Source organism: Microbulbifer mixtoriginis (SeqCode) (genome assembly GCF_052467705.1).
In genome coordinates, this window is sequence record NZ_CP174322.1 from 2,821,966 (window position 1) to 2,839,954 (window position 17,989).

The window sequence follows — 17,989 nt, forward strand, 5'->3', positions numbered from 1 at the left end:
TGAATGATACAAGTTCATGAACGCTGTAAGCCTGGAAACAAAAACCCTTGATCACTATCGAACTTGTAGTCTGGATGCTCCCAGGCGATCATCTTACCCGGATTGAGTAGCCCCTTGGGATCTGTCTGCCTTTTAAATGCAAGCAGCACCGGGTCAATTTGCTTCATCCCCCCTTCTTCCAGAGTGAATCGGTGCGGATTGAAAATCGTACACCCGAGCGCTTCATGCCGTTTGATAATTTCATCAAGCCGGGTTTTATCCGTGAAGCGAACAATGGGTAGACCAATGGGAACTAGGCGTCCGTTGTAGCGAATAAACTCCAGGTGGCCGGGCAACTCTTCAGCATATATGCTCTGCAACTTGCCGATAGTCTCAAGTGGGTTCACATCAGGATAACGGACCTGAAGATAGGTAATCGACGGATCAACACTTAAGCCACGCAAGGTTGTGTGGTTCCAGGTGAGTTCATAAGCCGGCGGTAAATGCGTGATATCTTCAGCGGTTGCGCTATCGGAGCGGTACAACATCTCAGCACCCGGTGATCGGCTCAGGAGCCCATCCAATGCCCCCATGGCAAACGCTGCCACCATGAGCACAACAACGGACTGTTCCTTGCGGATAAATTTTTTGTGCCGTGAGAAATAGTCATGGGGCAACGGTGCTTCAATCGTAGCGATATTTTTTTTCAAAAGGCCATCCATGTTGGCAAGCTCTTCAGAAAAACGGATCGCATTTATAAAATCATCAAACCCGATGAGCACATCGATCCAGTCATAAGCTTCTGTCAGCGGCACTTCGATCTCGGTGATGATGCCTGTCGTACCGTAAGCGTGTATAGCCTTTTGTAAATCGCTTCCTGTCAGCTCCAGAACCTGCGGCTCCGCCTCCATGGTTACCATCCGCAGACGGATGACGTTACCCAGATCCCTGAGCCCCCCCCAATTCACCGAGCCGACCCCCGCAGCTCCCCCCGCAAGAAATCCTCCGATGGTCGCGATACGGTAGGTGGAGGGATGTATGCGGAGCGCATGACCGGTCCGGGATATCGTCTGCGCATCGATATCCGCCATAACGGCTCCAGGCTCGGTAACAACAACGCTTGGCTTAATATCCTTGACAGCATCCATTTCCGACAAATCCAGGACAACGCCACCGGAAAGTGGCATGGCCTGACCATAATTGCCGGTCCCCGCCCCCCGAGCCGTCACCGGAATGTCCGCGGCGTAGCACACTTTTAGAACGCGAATAACCTCGTCAACATTTTTCGGCCTGACAAGCAGATCACCGGTCACACCATCAAGTTGCTCCTTGAGGATCGGGGAATACCAAAAGAAATCCCGGCTCTTTTTTCTCACTATCCGTGGATCATCCTCAACCTTGATACCGTCGAGATTCGCTTTCAAAGCGGAGATGTCAGTCATGGGCGTTGCGCTCCCATGTGCATGTGATGATCCAGTTCGCGGAAATCCGGCAAGTCCTTGTCAATGCTGTACCCTGCGCGCAGCACATGCCGTGGACCATTTGGGCGTGAAAGGAGTTCATTCCAATTGCGCGCACGAAAGAGAAGCAGATCTGCCGACTCACCGGCCCCAATCCAGCCGGCAGAAACCCCCATTATATCCGCCGGCGTGGTCGTTATTGACCGAACCCAGTCTCCAACCGGATGGTCCAGATGCAGAGTGCGAGTCGCCTGAGCGTAGACTTCAATCAGATCGAGGTCACCGTAGGCGCAAAAGGGGTCCCGTGTATTATCCGAAGCAACAACAACATCTATTCCACGGGAACGCATTTCATGCAACAGCGTGACACCCCGGCGGCGCGGAGTCCGGCCCATTACCCGGTCCTGAAGATAAAGATTGCTCACCGGCAGAGTCACGACCGCGATCCCCGCCTTAGCCACTAAGTCCAGTGTACGGTCCACCTCGTCATCAGGCTGTACCGATAAAGTACAGCAGTGCCCGCACACAATTTTCCCCTGAAAGCCCAGGCGCAGAGCTGTTTCCGCGATGTGGCGCAAGGTCATCCCGGATGGGTCGAGCGTCTCATCGACATGAAAGTCGAGGTCCAACGCATGCTCCATAGCCGCGCGAAACATCGCTTCAAGATACCGATCTAGATCGGGCACCATGTAGGTCGCTGCTCCCAAGATGCCCCCGGCAGCCTGCACCCTAGACGCAATGCGTCCCAAATATTGATCGTCTGCGGCAAGGCGATGGATGCCGAACAAACACACGCCCTGAAGTTCGACTCGGCCCGCCCATTCGGTGCGAATCTCGCAAAAGAGCGGCCAGGTGATCTCATCTTGCAGCGGCGAACTATCCAGGTGCGTCCGGATGACGGCCGTGCCATGGGTATAGGCACAACGCAGCCCAAATTCCATACGCACCCGAACATCCTCTGCTGACCAATTTTTACTCCGATCCCTGTCAACCGCCTGCATCGCCCCCATGAAAGTGCCGTCGGGATTGGATGCACGCGGCCAGATATGCCCTTTATCCAGATGAGTATGCAGATCGACAAGAGCCGGTAGGACCAAGCCGTTATCCAGGTCGAGCCCGCCTGACGCCTCTGGCAAATTGGCCGCCGGAGCAACCTGTATCAGCGTTCCGTTACGAAAGACCAAATCGCAGGAAACAAGATCCGATGGCTCAGAATTGCCAGGGTCACGCAAGACACAGGCAGGGATCGTTGCATTTCTTATGGTGCCAGTGCCTTTGAAACTGGAGCCCCAACTTGCCTGCATCTACACCTCCCGTTCCAATGAGCCCGCACACAATTTGCGCATAGCTGGTAAGAAAAGAGATTGAAAGGCAGAGATACCAAAATGCCCACGATGGATATCAAAATGCCTGCAACAACCCAGTAGGGAATGTTCTGCTGATACTCTGCTCCAGTACAAATATGGCAAGACCAAGTCCGGAATAGGATATGCCACAATGAACACGACTGCATCGATCAAATACTGGCCGCCAGCGATCTGCTATCGGCCCAGGAGATACAGTAAGGACATGCTTGATTGTCTTGCAGGCTAAGTCACCGGCCGATTTGCCTCACCAGCAGCTTGCACCCGTAGTTAAAACCGGCGCTATTTGCGTGATGTTGCACATCTTTGATTGTAGCCGGCTCTCTGCTTCTGCGATTTGGATATCTGGCTAGTTTGAGCTACTTTTTCTTCTCTGGGCCTTAACACCTGTCACTGCCCTAGCTGCTGTGTCCTTTCACTATTCAAATGAAACTAATTAGGTTCCCCTACCGGCAGTCTGGAGCGACTTCTCCCTAAAGATCGGTGGAAGCTTCAGATAGGTTAGCGCCCGCCAGAACCACTCTAAAGGCCCCATACGGAAAACTTTCAGCCACAAATCAGAATAAGCGAGCTGAAAAAGGACAAGACCAATAGAAACACCAACAACTTCTACTCTTGTCAGCGCACCATATAGCCCCATTCCAAAGCCATAAAATATAAACACACCAATCAATGACTGAGCGAGGTAATTGGTAAATGCCATTCGGCCAACCTGTTGTATTTTATTCTTAATCCACAGATGTGTATTACTCTGATACCAGAGACAGGCCAAGCCAACATAGCCAATACTGGTGAAGGTAGCCCCTACCAGATTAAATGCATCGCCATATAAGAAGTAGTGATTAATCTCCCAATGATTGCTGTAGTTCCAAACTAAACCCAATACAGTAAGGATCAAACCAATGGGTGTTGCGACAACAGCCATCTTTTTATAGGTCTCAGGGCTTGCCTCACCACGTAAGATACCAACTTTATAGAGTCCCATACCTATTAGTATCATCGCGGCGATTTTCAAAATAAACGACAAACTGAAAAATAGCATCACGATATTCGCCTCCATATCTGCATCGCTATCTTCAGCTGCGAATCGGTGATTGACCAACTCCCAGAAACCACCTGTATAGGCCGCAACTTCCCTTTGAATTTGTGCTGTATCAGGTGCGAAGATATCTGAGACTATATATTTAGCTTCCCCACTGAGCCCGGATAACACAACACCGGTATAGTTTGAAACCAGTACAGCGCCTATTAAACTCAAAGTTCCCAGCGTAATGAGCCAACTTCCACGCAGTCCACGGAATATATAAAGCACCATAGCAACAAGCGCATATACTGTCAGTATGTCGCCCTCCCAGATATAGATCGCATGGAGCAAGCCTATAACCAGTAGCCAAAAGTTGCGGCTGTAATGAATCTTAGCGGCAGATTTTTGCTGGTTTAATCGCTTCTCCGCAAGAAGGATAATACCCGCTCCAAAAAGCATGGCAAAAAGTCCCATAAATTTTTGATCGGCAAATATATGTAAGAAAATAAAAATCAGATCATTAAGTGGTCCATCTGCCAGATATGCTTTAGGGTTCAAATAGGCAGCCATGGGCATGGAAAAACTAACCATATTCATAAAAGGAATACCCAATATGGCAATTCCTCTCAACAAATCTAACTGTGAAATCCGGGCTGACATGCAAATCCTTTTAAGCAAAAATAGAGCAGATTAATGCCAGTGTAGGTTTGACACAAGATTGAACCACTTAAAAGTATTATTCTTTTATTGACCAGACGTACCAACTTAAAAAATTAGCCGGTTAACACTCCTTTTTGGGACGATTGGACCAATAGTTTTTTTAGATCGGTTAGAAAATATATTTAAATCTGTCGAGCGCGCGTCACCATAATACAAAAATTGCCACTTCTGCTGTCCATATAAGACCTTGGATAACACAATCTCATCAATAGCAATTTAGATAACGATTAGATTATCACCACAGACTTAAAATTGGCCGTTTCTATTATTAATGTAAAGGATATTTAATCTCCTTAGCCATCCCCCACATCTTATAGTCTGCCGGCATTTCAGAGAGGTAATTTAGAGTGTTATAGATCAGGCTCTTCTCCATTTGGTCTATTCCCAAAGATTTACTCCAACCCTCAGCTGCCAATCGATAGCTCATTACAATCAGAAGAAACTTCTGCTCATTCGATAGCCCACTGCCATGCCCGTTAATTAAAAGGTGCATTGAGACAAGGTCATAATCCAGATCAAACTTAGATTCATTGACCTGGATATTAATTTGGGCTGATCGCCCAGACACTGATGATCCACGAGCAACTATCTGCATCTCGTCCAGAAAAAAAGATACATGGGCGTTATCTTTATCAGAACTATTCACATAGCGCCCTCTTAACGCCAGTTCCCGAATCTGCCTTTTGCTAATTTCACCCCGGAGCCATAAATTGGTCATTTTTGTAAGGGGACCGTAGGATTCAGCGGCGGAGGTGTTTTCTTCTGCCGCAAGAGGCAATGAAATGAGAAGTACGACAAGACAAATACAGATCCTTGTTACAGCCATTGCTACTACCACTCAAAATCAAGAATTGACCACATAAGCGACACAAGGCGTTATCGCTATTAATGAGTATATTCAATGATTGGTATACGAACATTGCTTTGGGGCGCAACGACACTCATTGACGGCTTTATCGGTCGGGGGTTTAAATTCCACATTAATTTGAGCTCTATCAGCTCGCCTTCTCTCTTTGTGTCTCTGCAATGACTCTTTCGTTGATGCATGAAATCCTCCAGAGAGAAAATACCCCATGAATATGTCAACCTTCTCATCCAGGCTAAAATTACTCTTCCCCAGACCTATTCGGGAGTTAACTTTCGACAAACTGTAAGTCAATAAAATATCTTGACCATCACGATCGAACAGGTTAAATAGGCCTATCGCCCAATCGGTTTCCAATACATGTGAGAGCGTGTAAAACTTATCCACAAATTCTAAATAGATTAAGGAAAAGTCTTCACCTCCTTGAAGAAATCTACTTACATAAGTGGACTCCTCCTCTCGTAAAAAATCCAACGCTGCCTGGATTGTTATTTCCTGAATATCATTGGCAAGGATATAGCCAGTGAGTCTATTGACTTCAACCACCGTCATGCCAAGTTCATAAAGTTTAGCCTGGTGTTCAGGCAGTCCTCGCCAAGAGGATAACGGCATTAGCAACCGGTATGCGGTCATCCACTCAGGATGTTCTTTTAAATTCACCTCATACCAAGTCGGGCTCTTTTTTTCAAGGCCGTGCTTTTGGAGGAAAGACAAGTCTTCACCGTCATAACTCGCTTGGCGAACTGCTTTCATTCGCAGCCAAGCTGTCAAATTCCGTTCCCTACTCAGTATCCAGTCGCTATCAATTTTCTTATTGAGATCATTCGCCGTAGCATGCAATATCTGTAAGGCATCTTGATTAGAGCTAGCGACAGCCGAAGTAGTAAAGATGATGCTCATTAAAGAAATCAACAATAAGGCGGCATTTGGAAGGAATGGCATTGGGGAACCTTAGGTCGCTTTCGATAGCTATATGTGACTTGGCCCATTATTCAGAGGGGCACAGCTTAATTATCGCTTGGAAGCCTGCCTCGAAGAGAAAATGGATGTCGGAATTCCCACCATAGGGCTCATGGGAAATTGCTGAGCCTCGTTTATATTTTCATTGCCTGGAGAAACTTGAGAATACCAGCCAGTCACGCAGTGAAGGCAATCTTTGTCGGGTGGCCGATCTCTGGTGTATGATTTACTAGTAATGAAACACTACTCTTCCACATTTCGCGCCAAACTGATTGCTATGGCGGCCCTGCTCCTGCTGATGTTCCAGGTGCAAACTGTGCTTGCCTGCGAAATGATGGATAGCCCTGAGCCAGCAGCGGAGTGCTGTTGTGACCACATGGTTACCAGCTCAGAGCCCGATGAGGTCGACTGCTGTGAATACGACACCCAGGTTTCTCTCAAGACCTCCCTGGATGATCACGAAGTCGCCTTAACCGCTGCCTTCCTTGGCCTGGAACTTCCTCAGCTGGCACCACCGCCCACTTACCAGTGGCCGCAAATACTAGCTCCACCGGTGCTCAAGGCGGTTACCCCCTTTCACCTAGCCTCCACCTTCCCCGGCAATCGAACCTGGTTGGCCACTCTACGCCTGCGTATTTGATCACTCCTTCTCTCTGATTTGCGAAATTTCCCGCAGCACCATGCATCTTTCAACTTTTGTCATTGCTGCTGTTGGGCTTCAGAAAGATTGTTCTAGGAGTGAACCCTTTGATTTCCCTACAAGCCGTTGCTGCCCGTAGCAGCAAAGAAATGGGCAGTGCCTTTGATAGCCAACTTGGCACCCCGCACAGCACCGAGCTCGGTACCCAAATTCTGATCCCCTCTGTCTTTGGAGGTCTGCTATGAGCCGCGCAAAAACGCTGAGCCTGGTTTCTTTCGTTTTTTTACTGGCGGCGGCGGGCGCTGCCTTCTATTGGAAGAAAACAGCTGGATTAGCGGTGACCGACCATATTGAGTTTATTCCTGCCGGCCCCTTTCAGATCGCTGTAACCGTAGATCCACAGCAGCCCCGCGCTGGTAAGAACCAGATTCGTATCGAAGTTAGGGACAGAGAAAACCGTCCAGTCAGCGGTGCCGAAGTTCGCGCAGTAGCGGAAATGCCCGCAATGGGTGCTATGCCAGCTATGCGTGCCCAGGCGGATATCAACGAGACCAGCCCAGGTATTTTTCAGGGGGAGATAGAGCTCGCGATGGTGGGCTCATGGCCCATGGTGGTAGATGTGGCTACCGGCCACGATCGCCACGTGGACCTAGCCTTTGATATGAGTACCAACCGCAAAGGTTTGCGCTTGAAATCTGCACCTGAGGCCTCCGATACCGCTTACTACACCTGTGCCATGCACCCGTCGGTACGAGCTGCACAGCCCGGCACCTGCCCGATTTGCGGTATGGACTTGCAGCCGGTCAGTCATGATGAGCTGCAAAGCGGCAGTATTGTGGTTGAAAGTGGTCGCCGTCAGGCTATCGGTATCAAAACCGGCACGGTTGAAAGACAGCCATTCGCCCTCCCCATTCACCTACACGGTCAGGTGACTTACGACGAAACCCGCCTGCGGGATATCAGCCTGCGCTTCGATGGCTGGATTGGCGACCTGGATGCCGACTTTGAGGGCAAGGAAGTTAAACGCGGTGAAGTGCTGTTTTCTGTGTACAGCCCGGAGCTTCTGGCCGTTCAGGATGAATACCTGAAAGCGCGCCGCCGCGGCGATTCCCTGGAAAAAGCCGCACGCCGGCGCTTACTGCTTTGGGGACTTTCAGAAGAGCAAATCGATTGGCTGGTAGAGCAACAGAAAGCGCAAGACTATGTGCCGATATTCGCTCCGGCCAGTGGCGTGATCATTGAGAAGAATATTGTCGCGGGTTCGGCCTTTCAGAAGGGGGACAACCTACTGCGTATTGCCGATCTGAGCCAGGTCTGGATAGAAGCCCACGCCTATGAGGACCAGCTGCCACTGCTGGAAAAAGGTATGCCGGCCAAGGTGCGGTTAACCAACGTCTACCACGAGGAAATTCCGGCAACCCTCACCCAGATCGACCCGTTTCTCAATCACAGTAACCGCAGTGCGCGGCTGCGCGTAACCCTGCCCAATACTGACGGCGAGCTTCGCCCCGGGCTGTTCGCGGACATTATGTTAAGTGCCAAACTGGGTAATCTGCTGGTGGTTCCCAGGGATTCCGTGCTGATCTCCGGCAAGAAGCGTATCGTTTTCCGTGATCTGGGCCAGGGCCGCCTGGAGCCGGTGCAGGTACGCACCGGTTACGGGGATAGCGAGCGTATTGTGATTCGCTCCGGACTGCAGGAAGGTGACAAAATCGTCACCTCTGGCGTGTTCCTGATCGCGGCAGAGAGTCGCCTGAAATCGGGGGTACAGCAGTGGTAAATACCGAACCCAAAGGGCTGATCGCCCGTATTATTGGGGCCTGCGCTGGCAAGCCGGGGATTACTCTGATCCTTGTGGCGATAGCCGCCCTGGCGGGATACCGGGCCCTTATCAGTGTTCCCCTGGATGCTATCCCAGATCTCTCCGATGCCCAGGTCATCGTCATGACAGACTGGCCCGGCCGCAGTCCGGACCTGGTGGAAGACCAAATCACCTATCCGCTTTCCACCGCTATGCTGGGGTTGCCCAAAGTCAAATATGTCCGCGGCCAGAGCTTTTTTGGGCTCAGTTTTGTCTACGCCATTTTTGAAGACGGCACCGATATTTATTGGGCCCGTTCGCGGGTGCTCGAATATCTCAACCAAGTGTCAGACCAACTCCCCGGGGATGTTCAGCCCACTTTAGGGCCAGACGCTACCGGAGTCGGCTGGGTATTTCAGTATGCATTGGTGGATCGCAGCGGCAAGCAGGATCTGCAAGAACTGCGCGCGCTACAGGATTTTAAATTGCGCTATTGGCTCACTTCTGTGGAGGGTGTGGCCGAAGTCGCGTCTATCGGTGGTTATGAGAAGGAATATCAAGTCCAGATCGACCCCCATCGATTGCAGATGTTTAATGTTCCACTGGGCAAAGTGGTCGAAGCCATTCGCCGCAGTAACAACGACACCGGCGGGCGGGTACTGGAGATCGCCGGCCACGAGCATATGGTCCGTGGCCGCGGTTATATCCGCAATGTTTCTGATCTGGAAGAGGTAGTCATTGGGGTAAACGCGGCAAAAATTCCTGTCACCCTGGATCAGGTCGCCGATATTACCTTGGGGCCGGCCATGCAGCGCGGCATTGCCGAACTGGATGGTGAGGGGCAAACCGTCGGCGGTATTGTGGTAATGCGCTACGGTGAAAATGCCCTAAAGGTGATTGAAAGGGTTAAAGAGCGCATCGAACAGGTTCGCGCTGGCTTGCCAGAGGGCGTCGAGCTGGTGGTGACTTATGATCGCTCAAAGCTGATTAACAGCGCGATCGACAACCTTAAAAACACTCTGATTGAAGAGATGTTAGTGGTCGCCGCTGTGATCGCCATTTTCCTGCTGCACGCACGCTCTGCTTTAGTCGCGGTGATCACCCTGCCCATTGCCGTGTTGTTGGCCTTTATTCCACTTTCCCTACAAGGGTTGACCGCCAATATTATGTCGTTGGGGGGGATTGCCGTAGCCATTGGGGCCATGGTGGATGCCGCCGTGGTGATGGTGGATAACATCCATAAAAAGCTGGCAACCTCTGGCGATAAGGCATTGTCTACTGCTGAGCGAAGAAGGTTGGTTGTTCGGGCAATGCAGGAAGTGGGGCCGAGCATTTTCTTCTCCCTGATTATTATTACGGTTTCCTTCCTGCCGGTGTTTGCACTGGAAGCCACCGAGGGCCGTTTGTTCAAACCCCTCGCCTATACCAAAACCTACAGCATGGCCTTTGCCGCACTGCTGGCGATCACCCTGATCCCAGCACTCGCCGTACTATTGATGCGTGGCAAGATCCGCACCAAGGAAAACCCGGTCACCCGCGCCCTGGTTATTACACTGCAACCGGTGATCCACTTCTGTGTACGCCAGCGCAAAATGGTGGCGGCCTTCGCGGTAATCGCCCTGGTTTCCGTGGCCTATCCCATCAGTAAGTTAAGTGGTGAATTTATGCCACCACTCAATGAGGGCAGCATCCTTTATATGCCCACTGCCCTACCCGGTATGTCTGTGACCGAAGCGGGCAAAGTACTGCAGCAAATGGATGAAGAGCTAAAAACCTTCCCCGAGGTTGAGCACGTGTTCGGTAAAATTGGCCGCTCAAACAGTGCGACTGACTCTGCACCACTCTCCATGGTAGAGACTGTGATTACCCTGAAGCCCAAGGATGCATGGCGGCCCGGCATGACCTGGGATGACCTGCTAGCGGAGATGGATGAGAAACTTCAGTATCCCGGTATGCCGAATATCTGGTGGATGCCCATCCAAACCCGTACCGAAATGCTCGCCACCGGTATTCGCAGCCAGCTGGGTATCAAGGTGTTTGGCGATAACCTGGAAGAAATCGAACAAACCGCATTGGCTATTGAGGAAGCCCTGCGCAGCGATCAGCGCACCGCCGATGAAACCCGCAGTGTCTTTGCCGAGCGCCTCACCGGTGGCTACTTTTTGGACTTTGATATCGATCGCGCACGGGCCTCCCGCCACGGTTTAAATGTGCAGGATATCGAAGATGTGATTGCCGCGGCTGCCGGTGGCTTGGCTGCAACCCAGACAGTCGAGGGGCGCGAACGTTACGATGTGTTAGTGCGCTATGCCCGCGACTACCGGGATACCCCGGAACAGCTGGAGCAAATCCTGGTTCCCGCTTCAGATGGTTCCCAGGTGCCTCTCAACCAACTGGCTGATATGGACTTCCGCACTGGCCCGCCCATGATTCGCAATGAAGACGGGCAGTTAGTGGGATTAGTATTTGTCGACTTGAAAGGCGATGTGGGTGTTGCCGACTATGTGGGCCGTGCGAAACAGGTGGTCGCTGACCAAGTCAACTTGGTGCCCGGTCAGCGCATCGCCTGGGCTGGCCAGTATCAATACCTGGAGCGGGCCAAGTCCCGGCTGCAATGGCTGGTGCCCTTGACCTTACTAGCAGTTTGTTTCCTGCTTTACCTGCACCGCGGCAGGCTGTCTGACACCCTGTTTGTACTTACCGCTATGCCGATGGCACTGGTCGGGGCCTTCTGGTTGCTGTATCTGCTTGACTACAAACTCAGCGTCGCCGTATGGGTGGGCATGATCGCTATGGCCGGCCTTGCCGCAGAGATGGGGCTATTGATGCTGCACTATTTATCGGCTGCTGGAACCAATAAGCCGCAGCAAGACAATACCGCTGCAGTCGCACAAGCGGCAGCGGGCCGTATACGGCCAATGTTAATGACCAGCCTCACCTTGTTGATTTCATTGATTCCAGTCATGGTTTCCGATGGCACCGGCGCAGATGTCATGAAACGCATTGCTGCACCCATGGTCGGCGGCACCCTCACGACATTGTTGTTTGTACTGTTGGTTATGCCCGGAGTGTTTTATCAGTGGAAGGCTCGTACAGATAAGGAAAGCTAGAAAAGCGGGGGCATTGGCTCAACTTGGCCCATTGCCCCATTGCCCCATTGCCCCATTGCCCCATTGCCCCATTGCCCCACCGATTTTCTACTGATCATTTTTCATCAGCGTAAATTACCTATTTGTCAGCTGTGCACTGCTCTAAAGGCAGCGAGCAAATAGGTTTCCTCAGAGTTAACTGTTAAAATGCCAGGCAAGATTTGTATTGCCCAGATTGCAACATTGCAGTAATGACAAAAGCTAGAATGTGAAAATCACTTTCCTGGCTGGTTGAGTAATACGCGTATTTGACATTCAACGACTCCAGGATTTACCTTGACTGCCCCCTTTTCCGAACTCCCCTTGAAGCCAGCCCTGCTGAAAAACCTGGCGTCTCTCAACTACACATCAATGACCGAGGTTCAGGCCAAGACACTTCCGCTCATACTCGACGGCAAAGATGTCATTGCGCAGGCAAAAACCGGCTCCGGTAAAACGGCAGCCTTCGGTTTGGGGGTGCTGCAGCGGCTCAGTGTTGAGCGATTTCGGATTCAATCGCTGATTCTGTGCCCCACACGGGAACTTGCCGACCAGGTTGCACAGGAACTGCGCCGACTGGCCAGGGCAATACACAACATTAAGATTCTGACCCTGTGTGGCGGCATGCCGTTTGGCCCACAGATTGGCTCCCTCGCCCATGGAGCGCACATTATTGTTGGTACACCAGGGCGCATCGAAGAACACCTGCGCAAGGGAACCCTATCTTTAGAGCATGTCGACACACTCGTCTTTGACGAAGCCGACCGGATGCTCGATATGGGCTTTCAGGACGTTATTGATACCATTCTGGCGCAAGTGCCAGCTCGGCGACAGTCGTTACTGTTCAGCGCGACTTACCCGGATCAAATTGAACGGCTCAGTGCACGAGTTATGCAAAAGCCGGTGATGGTACGCATTGCGTCCGCGCACAGTGAGGAGGTGATCGAACAACGCTTTTACAAAACTGAGAGTTTCGATGATCGCCTGGAGATGACCCGCCGCATTTTACTCAATGACAGGCCAGTCAATACCCTGATTTTCTGTAACACCAAACGCGAGACCGATGACGTCGCCAGCGACCTAAAACAGGCGGGATTCAACGTGCTCGCTCTGCATGGGGATATGGAGCAGCGCCAGCGTAACGAAACACTGATTCGCTTCGCCAATGGCAGCGCCTCGATTCTGGTGGCCACCGATGTAGCGGCACGGGGTCTGGATATCGACAAGCTGGATGCCGTGATTAATTTTCATATCGCCAAAGATCCGGAAGTACACACCCATCGCATCGGACGGACTGGCCGCGCCGGTGAACGCGGTTGCGCCTACTCCCTTTTTTCCGAGAAGGAAGGCCACAAACTACTGCGAATGGATCTGGCCCAAGACCCGCTATCCGACCCCGATACACCACCGCCTGCTGATATCCTGAGAGAGCCTCCATTTCAGGCGCCCATGGCCACCTTGCAAATTGATGGCGGCAAGAAACAAAAAGTCCGCCCCGGCGATATTCTGGGTGCATTAACCGGCGGCGATCGCCCCATCAACGGTAAAGATGTAGGCAAGATCAGCGTACTGGATCAAACCGCCTATATTGCGATTAAACGAAATGTGGCATCTCAAGCACTGAAAAAGATCGAAAACGGAAAGCTGAAGGGACGTAAATTCCGGGTGCGACGTATACGAGGCTAAGCTTTAAGGACCAATGAGTTGGGTCCGTATGGACCTAACTCCCTGAGCTGGGGGTCAGCTTTAAGGTGTGGCGTTAGGTTAGAAAGCCTATAAATAATTAAGTCCTAGCCTTTTTGGAGCTGTGTCCATGTCCAAAATACTGATTCCCCTTGCAGATGGCGTTGAAGACATCGAGGCCATTGCTATCTACGACATTTTAAGTCGGACGGATGCGGAGCTAACACTAGCTTCTATTATGCCGAGTAATCGCATCACTACCCTACGAAATCTTGTTATCGAAGCACCTTATCGTATAGAGGAGTGTTTAAATACCACTTGGAATTTAATAGCTCTGCCTGGAGGTAAGGAAGGTGCCGAGTGTATGCATAACTCGGAACCTCTAATGGAGCTTATCCGCGCACAAATCGAATCCAGCCGTTGGTTAGGGGCAATTTGTACCGCCCCAGTAATCGTACTTGGCCGACATCAGTTAATTACCAATTTTAAAGCAACTTGCTACAAAGCTTTTCGTAGTGAGCTTAGTCAATATGTAAGGGAAGTCAGCGATCAGCGAGTGGTTGTTGACCGGAACTTAGTGACCAGCCAATCACCAGGAACCGCGATAGAGTTCGCACTTGCACTCGTAACCTGCTTGTTTGGGGAAGAGCGAACACACTCTATTGCTCACACTATGAATGTCTTATTACCAGGTAAGTAATCTAACATTCTCCTGAGATTCAGTTTTTCAATCGAATTCCACTCTGCCGAGCTACTCGGACTCCGCTGAAACTAACAGATCAAAATCTGACTTTCGTAAACGCCTTTCTAGAAAACTCAAAAACAAATCTATTTTTTTTGAGCTATTACGCTTAACTTTATACAGAGCGCCAACTACTTGAACCTCTTGCTTTAAATTAGGAAATATCTCTATTAGTTGACCGCATTTAATGGCTGGCTGACAGAAATAAGAAGGCAATATAGCAATACCATTGCCATTTATTGCCGCAGCACGGATATGAGTGGTCTTGTTAGAAACAAGATTACCCTTAAACTGATAGAACTTGCCATTGAATAGCCACCCATCTTTCAAACCATTAAGCCTGGCCAACAAAATATTATGTTTTCCGAGTTCTTCGATTGAGTCTGGATGCCCCTTCTTTTTTAAATATTCAGGCGATGCCACAAAAATGGGATGAATATGAAAAAGTGGCAATGCATAAAACTGGCTATCTGGTATTGCCGACCAAACACGGATGGCAATATCGATATCATCCTCAACCATATCCAAATGGTGAGGCGTAAAGATCAGTTCGAGATTAAAGTCTGGAAAGGTTTCTTGAAAGTCAATACATATCTGGCTAAAGACATTTTCACCCAATGTTTCAGGGAAGGTTAAGCGCAATTTGCCCCGGTCCAAGGCCCCAATTTCAGCAACCCGATCTTCCAGGTCAGTAAAGGCATTGATTATCTGCTGCCCTTGCTGGTAAACAAGCCTCCCTGCATCGGTTACCGAGACCGATCTGGTTGTTCGGATCAATAGTACCTGGCCCAGCACCTGCTCCAATTGAGCCAGTGTCTTGCTCACAGTTGGCGCTGACAAGCCCAAATGGCTACCGGCTTTGCTTAGAGAGCCATGATCCACTACCGCACAAAAGACACTGATCAAGTGGTACTTATCATATTCCCGCCGCACCGACTATTTCCTTAAAGCTAATTATGACTTTCCGCTGATGATCTTTATTAAGATCGGCCAAATAGTAAACTTTAAACCCATACTAATCCACTCTGGAAATTAACCCATGAATCACTTAACTTGTCACTGTGGGGCTATTCATTACAAACTTTTCAACAGCTCAGTTTCCCCTAAGGTAGCTGGGGCAATAAGTTTTGTTGAGACTTCCAATCCAGCTCTCATTGAAGATGCCTCAAAACAGCTTAATACCTATTCTTTTAAATCTGGACCAGTAAAAGAATATGGATTTTGTAGTCGGTGTGGTGCGGGTATATATCAAACAGATCACCGTGGACAAACCCATCTCGTAATACATAGCCAGCAAAATTATCAAGCCGACTATAGTGGAATTCTGAGCTTTGGCTTTTAATTAGCCTTGTCAATCCTTCAGTCAGAAAATTAACTTAGTCCGTCACTCTCTAAGATTCGCTGTTGCATAAAAGTGTGCATGTGGTTAAACCTCATCGAATGGTTGATCTCCCAGCTCCTCAAGAATGTGATTGATAAAGCTAGTAATACGTGATGAAAGTGCCGTGTTACGGTAGTAAACCGCATTAATAGATTGTTTCATGTCTAAGGTTTCACTAGAGAATAGCTGCACCAATCGCCCAGCTTGGCGATCTCTCTTGGTCATAAAGTCTGATAAACATACGATTCCTGCGTCTGATAGTGCTAGTTGCCGTAAAGTCTCGCCACTAGATGAAGTAATCGTTGGCTTAATGTGCAGTATGTCCCCACTCTGCTCATACAGCGGCCATTTGTTGAGTGATTCAGGCTTTGTGAAACCAAGCAAGGTGTGTTGGGCGAGTTGCTCCACATCCTCCGGGGTACCATGTTGTTGCAAGTAGCCAGGACTGGCTAGAATTCGAACTCTGCTAGAACCTATTGGCCGGGCGTATAAGGTTGAGTCTTGGAGCTTACCGATACGAATAGCCACATCAGTGCGCTTCTCTATCAAATCGGTTATCCCCTCATTACTGTTTAGCTCAAGCTCTATCTGAGAGTATTTAGCTCGGAAGCTATTTACCATAGGTGCTATTACATGCAGCATAAATGGTGTGGCGGCATCTATACGCAGAAGACCTGAGGGGTGCTTTTTGCGGGCCGCCATCTGCTCCTCGGCCTCTTCCACGGAAGCAAGAATATCCCGTGCATATTTGAGGAAAGCTTGTCCCTCCTCCGTTAATTCCAGACGCCTGGTAGTGCGCTGTAGCAATGTAGTTTGCAGTTTATGCTCCAAACGGGCTAATGCACGGCTAACCCCGGAGACAGTCTGCTCTAACCGTTCGGCAGCCGAAGTGATCGAAGCGGTATCTACCACAGTGGTAAATACCTGGAGCTCTTGAAGGGTAACCTGCATTGTTGACCCTAAATCAATAGTATATTGCCTATATACGGCTTTTTCATCAAAAGCTATTACCCCACACTGACTCCATCGACCCACTACCGTCGGCTATTACAAACAGGCCATATCGCCATAGTAATCAGCTGCAGTTTTTATGCTAAGTACATTGGTAACGGGACGTAACTGGCTAGTCAGGCATTCTTAATCGCCCGACCAAATAGTCAAAACCTCTTAAGTTAAGAATTTCATTGATGGGAGAAGCAAGTGAAGCTGAAAAATCTATTGCCCAGCAAGCTCGGATTTGGCACAGCACCTCTTGGCAATATGTTCCGCGAGATTCCGGATGCTGAAGCCTTAGCAACGGTACAGGCGGCCTGGAATAGCGGTATCAGGTATTTTGACAATGCGCCATTCTATGGAGCCGGTCTTGCAGAAATTCGTATGGGTGAGGCGTTGTCTAGCTTCCCACGCGAAGACTATGTTATCAGCACCAAAGTTGGCCGCTTAATTTTGGATGAAGTTGAAGATGTAGCGAACCGAGATATTCAAGATAAGCGTGAGATTTTCAAGCATGGCCGCCCCAATAAGGTTGTTAATGACTACTCATACGATGCAACAATGCGCTCGATAGAAGGCAGCCTCAAGCGGTTAAAGACCGATCGTATTGAAATTGCATGGGTTCACGATGTTGCCCAGGATTTTTATGGTGACGAATGGCTTGGCATTTTTGAAAGCGCGCGGAAAGGTGCTTTCAGGGCTCTCGATAAACTGCGTGATGAAGGCGTAATTCAAGCTTGGGGCCTGGGGGTAAACAGAGTGGAGCCGATTGAAATACTTCTTGATCTTGAAGAACCTCGCCCCGATGGCTTTTTACTCGCTGGCCGCTACAGCTTGCTGGATCACTCTCGAGCTCTCCAGAGAGTAATACCACAGATAATAGAACGCGACCTCGGCATCGTAGCTGGAGGCCCCTATAGCTCCGGAGCGCTAGTCGGAGGACCAAATTTTGAGTACGCGCCAGCATCAGACTCGATACTGCAAAAAGTTTCCAAAATCAAAGCGATTGGCGATAAGTACGGAGTTAGCACTAAGGCTATTGGCTTGCAATTTGTACTGGCCAATCCAGCCATTGCTGCGGTGATACCAGGTGCGAGCAAACCTAGTAGGATCAAAGAAGATGTTGAGGCTATGGAAACTAATATTCCTGATGCACTATGGCAAGAATTGCGTCAAGAACATCTTGTCAATGACTCCGCTCCACTACCAAATGGAAGGTAAGGGTAAACATCACTAGCTATACAATATT

The 17,989-nt window shown here is 49.8% G+C and carries 15 protein-coding genes; 8 read left to right on the forward strand and 7 right to left on the reverse strand.

All coding sequences use genetic code 11. The features are described from left to right. Positions 1-14: 14 nt before the first annotated feature. The 5 genes from ACJJIB_RS12345 to ACJJIB_RS12365 form a co-directional block, all read right to left on the reverse strand. Positions 15-1,421, reverse strand: coding sequence for an FAD-binding oxidoreductase (locus ACJJIB_RS12345; protein ID WP_444886263.1), 1,407 nt, complete (start codon positions 1,419-1,421; stop codon positions 15-17). Further along, positions 1,418-2,743: a cytosine deaminase gene (locus ACJJIB_RS12350; protein ID WP_444886264.1), complete on the reverse strand. Its 1,326-nt coding sequence runs from the start codon at positions 2,741-2,743 to the stop codon at positions 1,418-1,420. The genes ACJJIB_RS12345 and ACJJIB_RS12350 overlap by 4 nt, the downstream gene beginning before the upstream one ends. Before the next feature lie 496 nt (positions 2,744-3,239). After that, a complete protein-coding gene (locus ACJJIB_RS12355; RefSeq protein ID WP_444886265.1) occupies positions 3,240-4,487 on the reverse strand; it encodes a DUF418 domain-containing protein in 1,248 nt (415 codons plus the stop codon). 328 nt (positions 4,488-4,815) lie between these two features. After that, complete coding sequence (locus ACJJIB_RS12360) at positions 4,816-5,373, reverse strand: hypothetical protein (protein ID WP_444886266.1); 558 nt, start codon at positions 5,371-5,373, stop codon at positions 4,816-4,818. Positions 5,374-5,445: 72 nt separating this feature from the next. Next, entirely contained in the window at positions 5,446-6,354 is a 909-nt protein-coding gene (locus ACJJIB_RS12365; RefSeq protein ID WP_444886267.1) for a hypothetical protein, read from the reverse strand. A 253-nt stretch (positions 6,355-6,607) separates the two neighbouring features. Here ACJJIB_RS12365 and ACJJIB_RS12370 point away from each other — a divergent pair, with 253 nt between their 5' ends. The 6 genes from ACJJIB_RS12370 to ACJJIB_RS12395 all read left to right on the forward strand — a co-directional run bounded on the left by ACJJIB_RS12370 (position 6,608) and on the right by ACJJIB_RS12395 (position 14,324). Further along, the gene (locus ACJJIB_RS12370; protein ID WP_444886268.1) at positions 6,608-7,012 is read left to right on the forward strand and encodes a hypothetical protein; all 405 of its coding nucleotides are present in this window, start codon (positions 6,608-6,610) and stop codon (positions 7,010-7,012) included. A 98-nt stretch (positions 7,013-7,110) separates the two neighbouring features. Continuing rightward, positions 7,111-7,257, forward strand: a complete 147-nt coding sequence (locus ACJJIB_RS12375) for a hypothetical protein (RefSeq protein ID WP_444886269.1) — start codon at positions 7,111-7,113, stop codon at positions 7,255-7,257. Next, positions 7,254-8,792, forward strand: a complete 1,539-nt coding sequence (locus ACJJIB_RS12380; protein WP_444886270.1) for an efflux RND transporter periplasmic adaptor subunit — start codon at positions 7,254-7,256, stop codon at positions 8,790-8,792. Before ACJJIB_RS12375 ends, ACJJIB_RS12380 begins: the two co-directional genes overlap by 4 nt. Then, positions 8,786-11,923: an efflux RND transporter permease subunit gene (locus ACJJIB_RS12385; RefSeq protein ID WP_444886271.1), complete on the forward strand. Its 3,138-nt coding sequence runs from the start codon at positions 8,786-8,788 to the stop codon at positions 11,921-11,923. The genes ACJJIB_RS12380 and ACJJIB_RS12385 overlap by 7 nt, the downstream gene beginning before the upstream one ends. Before the next feature lie 315 nt (positions 11,924-12,238). Continuing rightward, a complete protein-coding gene (gene dbpA, locus ACJJIB_RS12390; RefSeq protein WP_444886272.1) occupies positions 12,239-13,627 on the forward strand; it encodes an ATP-dependent RNA helicase DbpA in 1,389 nt (462 codons plus the stop codon). A gap of 127 nt (positions 13,628-13,754) precedes the next feature. Further along, entirely contained in the window at positions 13,755-14,324 is a 570-nt protein-coding gene (locus ACJJIB_RS12395) for a DJ-1 family glyoxalase III (protein ID WP_444886273.1), read from the forward strand. 51 nt (positions 14,325-14,375) lie between these two features. On the opposite strand, the gene ACJJIB_RS12400 is transcribed toward ACJJIB_RS12395, so the two are convergent. After that, positions 14,376-15,299, reverse strand: a complete 924-nt coding sequence (locus ACJJIB_RS12400) for a LysR family transcriptional regulator (protein ID WP_444886274.1) — start codon at positions 15,297-15,299, stop codon at positions 14,376-14,378. A gap of 106 nt (positions 15,300-15,405) precedes the next feature. Between ACJJIB_RS12400 and ACJJIB_RS12405 the strand changes: the two genes are divergently transcribed. After that, positions 15,406-15,708, forward strand: a complete 303-nt coding sequence (locus ACJJIB_RS12405) for a GFA family protein (RefSeq protein ID WP_444886275.1) — start codon at positions 15,406-15,408, stop codon at positions 15,706-15,708. A gap of 84 nt (positions 15,709-15,792) precedes the next feature. Here ACJJIB_RS12405 and ACJJIB_RS12410 read toward each other — a convergent pair whose 3' ends face one another. Continuing rightward, entirely contained in the window at positions 15,793-16,698 is a 906-nt protein-coding gene (locus ACJJIB_RS12410) for a LysR substrate-binding domain-containing protein (protein WP_444886276.1), read from the reverse strand. Between the two features lie 249 nt (positions 16,699-16,947). Between ACJJIB_RS12410 and ACJJIB_RS12415 the strand changes: the two genes are divergently transcribed. Next, entirely contained in the window at positions 16,948-17,961 is a 1,014-nt protein-coding gene (locus ACJJIB_RS12415; RefSeq protein ID WP_444886277.1) for an aldo/keto reductase, read from the forward strand. Positions 17,962-17,989: the final 28 nt, after the last annotated feature.

Excerpts from the sequence above, each read along its gene's own strand:
- ACJJIB_RS12395 (WP_444886273.1), top strand. The coding sequence starts at position 13,755 with ATGTCCAAAATACTGATTCCCCTTGCAGATGGCGTTGAAGACATCGAG.
- ACJJIB_RS12405 (WP_444886275.1), top strand. The coding sequence starts at position 15,406 with ATGAATCACTTAACTTGTCACTGTGGGGCTATTCATTACAAACTTTTC.
- ACJJIB_RS12360 (WP_444886266.1), bottom strand. The coding sequence starts at position 5,373 with ATGGCTGTAACAAGGATCTGTATTTGTCTTGTCGTACTTCTCATTTCA.
- ACJJIB_RS12380 (WP_444886270.1), top strand. The coding sequence starts at position 7,254 with ATGAGCCGCGCAAAAACGCTGAGCCTGGTTTCTTTCGTTTTTTTACTG.
- ACJJIB_RS12410 (WP_444886276.1), bottom strand. The coding sequence starts at position 16,698 with ATGCAGGTTACCCTTCAAGAGCTCCAGGTATTTACCACTGTGGTAGAT.
- ACJJIB_RS12350 (WP_444886264.1), bottom strand. The coding sequence starts at position 2,743 with ATGCAGGCAAGTTGGGGCTCCAGTTTCAAAGGCACTGGCACCATAAGA.
- ACJJIB_RS12370 (WP_444886268.1), top strand. The coding sequence starts at position 6,608 with ATGAAACACTACTCTTCCACATTTCGCGCCAAACTGATTGCTATGGCG.
- ACJJIB_RS12345 (WP_444886263.1), bottom strand. The coding sequence starts at position 1,421 with ATGACTGACATCTCCGCTTTGAAAGCGAATCTCGACGGTATCAAGGTT.
- ACJJIB_RS12355 (WP_444886265.1), bottom strand. The coding sequence starts at position 4,487 with ATGTCAGCCCGGATTTCACAGTTAGATTTGTTGAGAGGAATTGCCATA.
- ACJJIB_RS12365 (WP_444886267.1), bottom strand. The coding sequence starts at position 6,354 with ATGCCATTCCTTCCAAATGCCGCCTTATTGTTGATTTCTTTAATGAGC.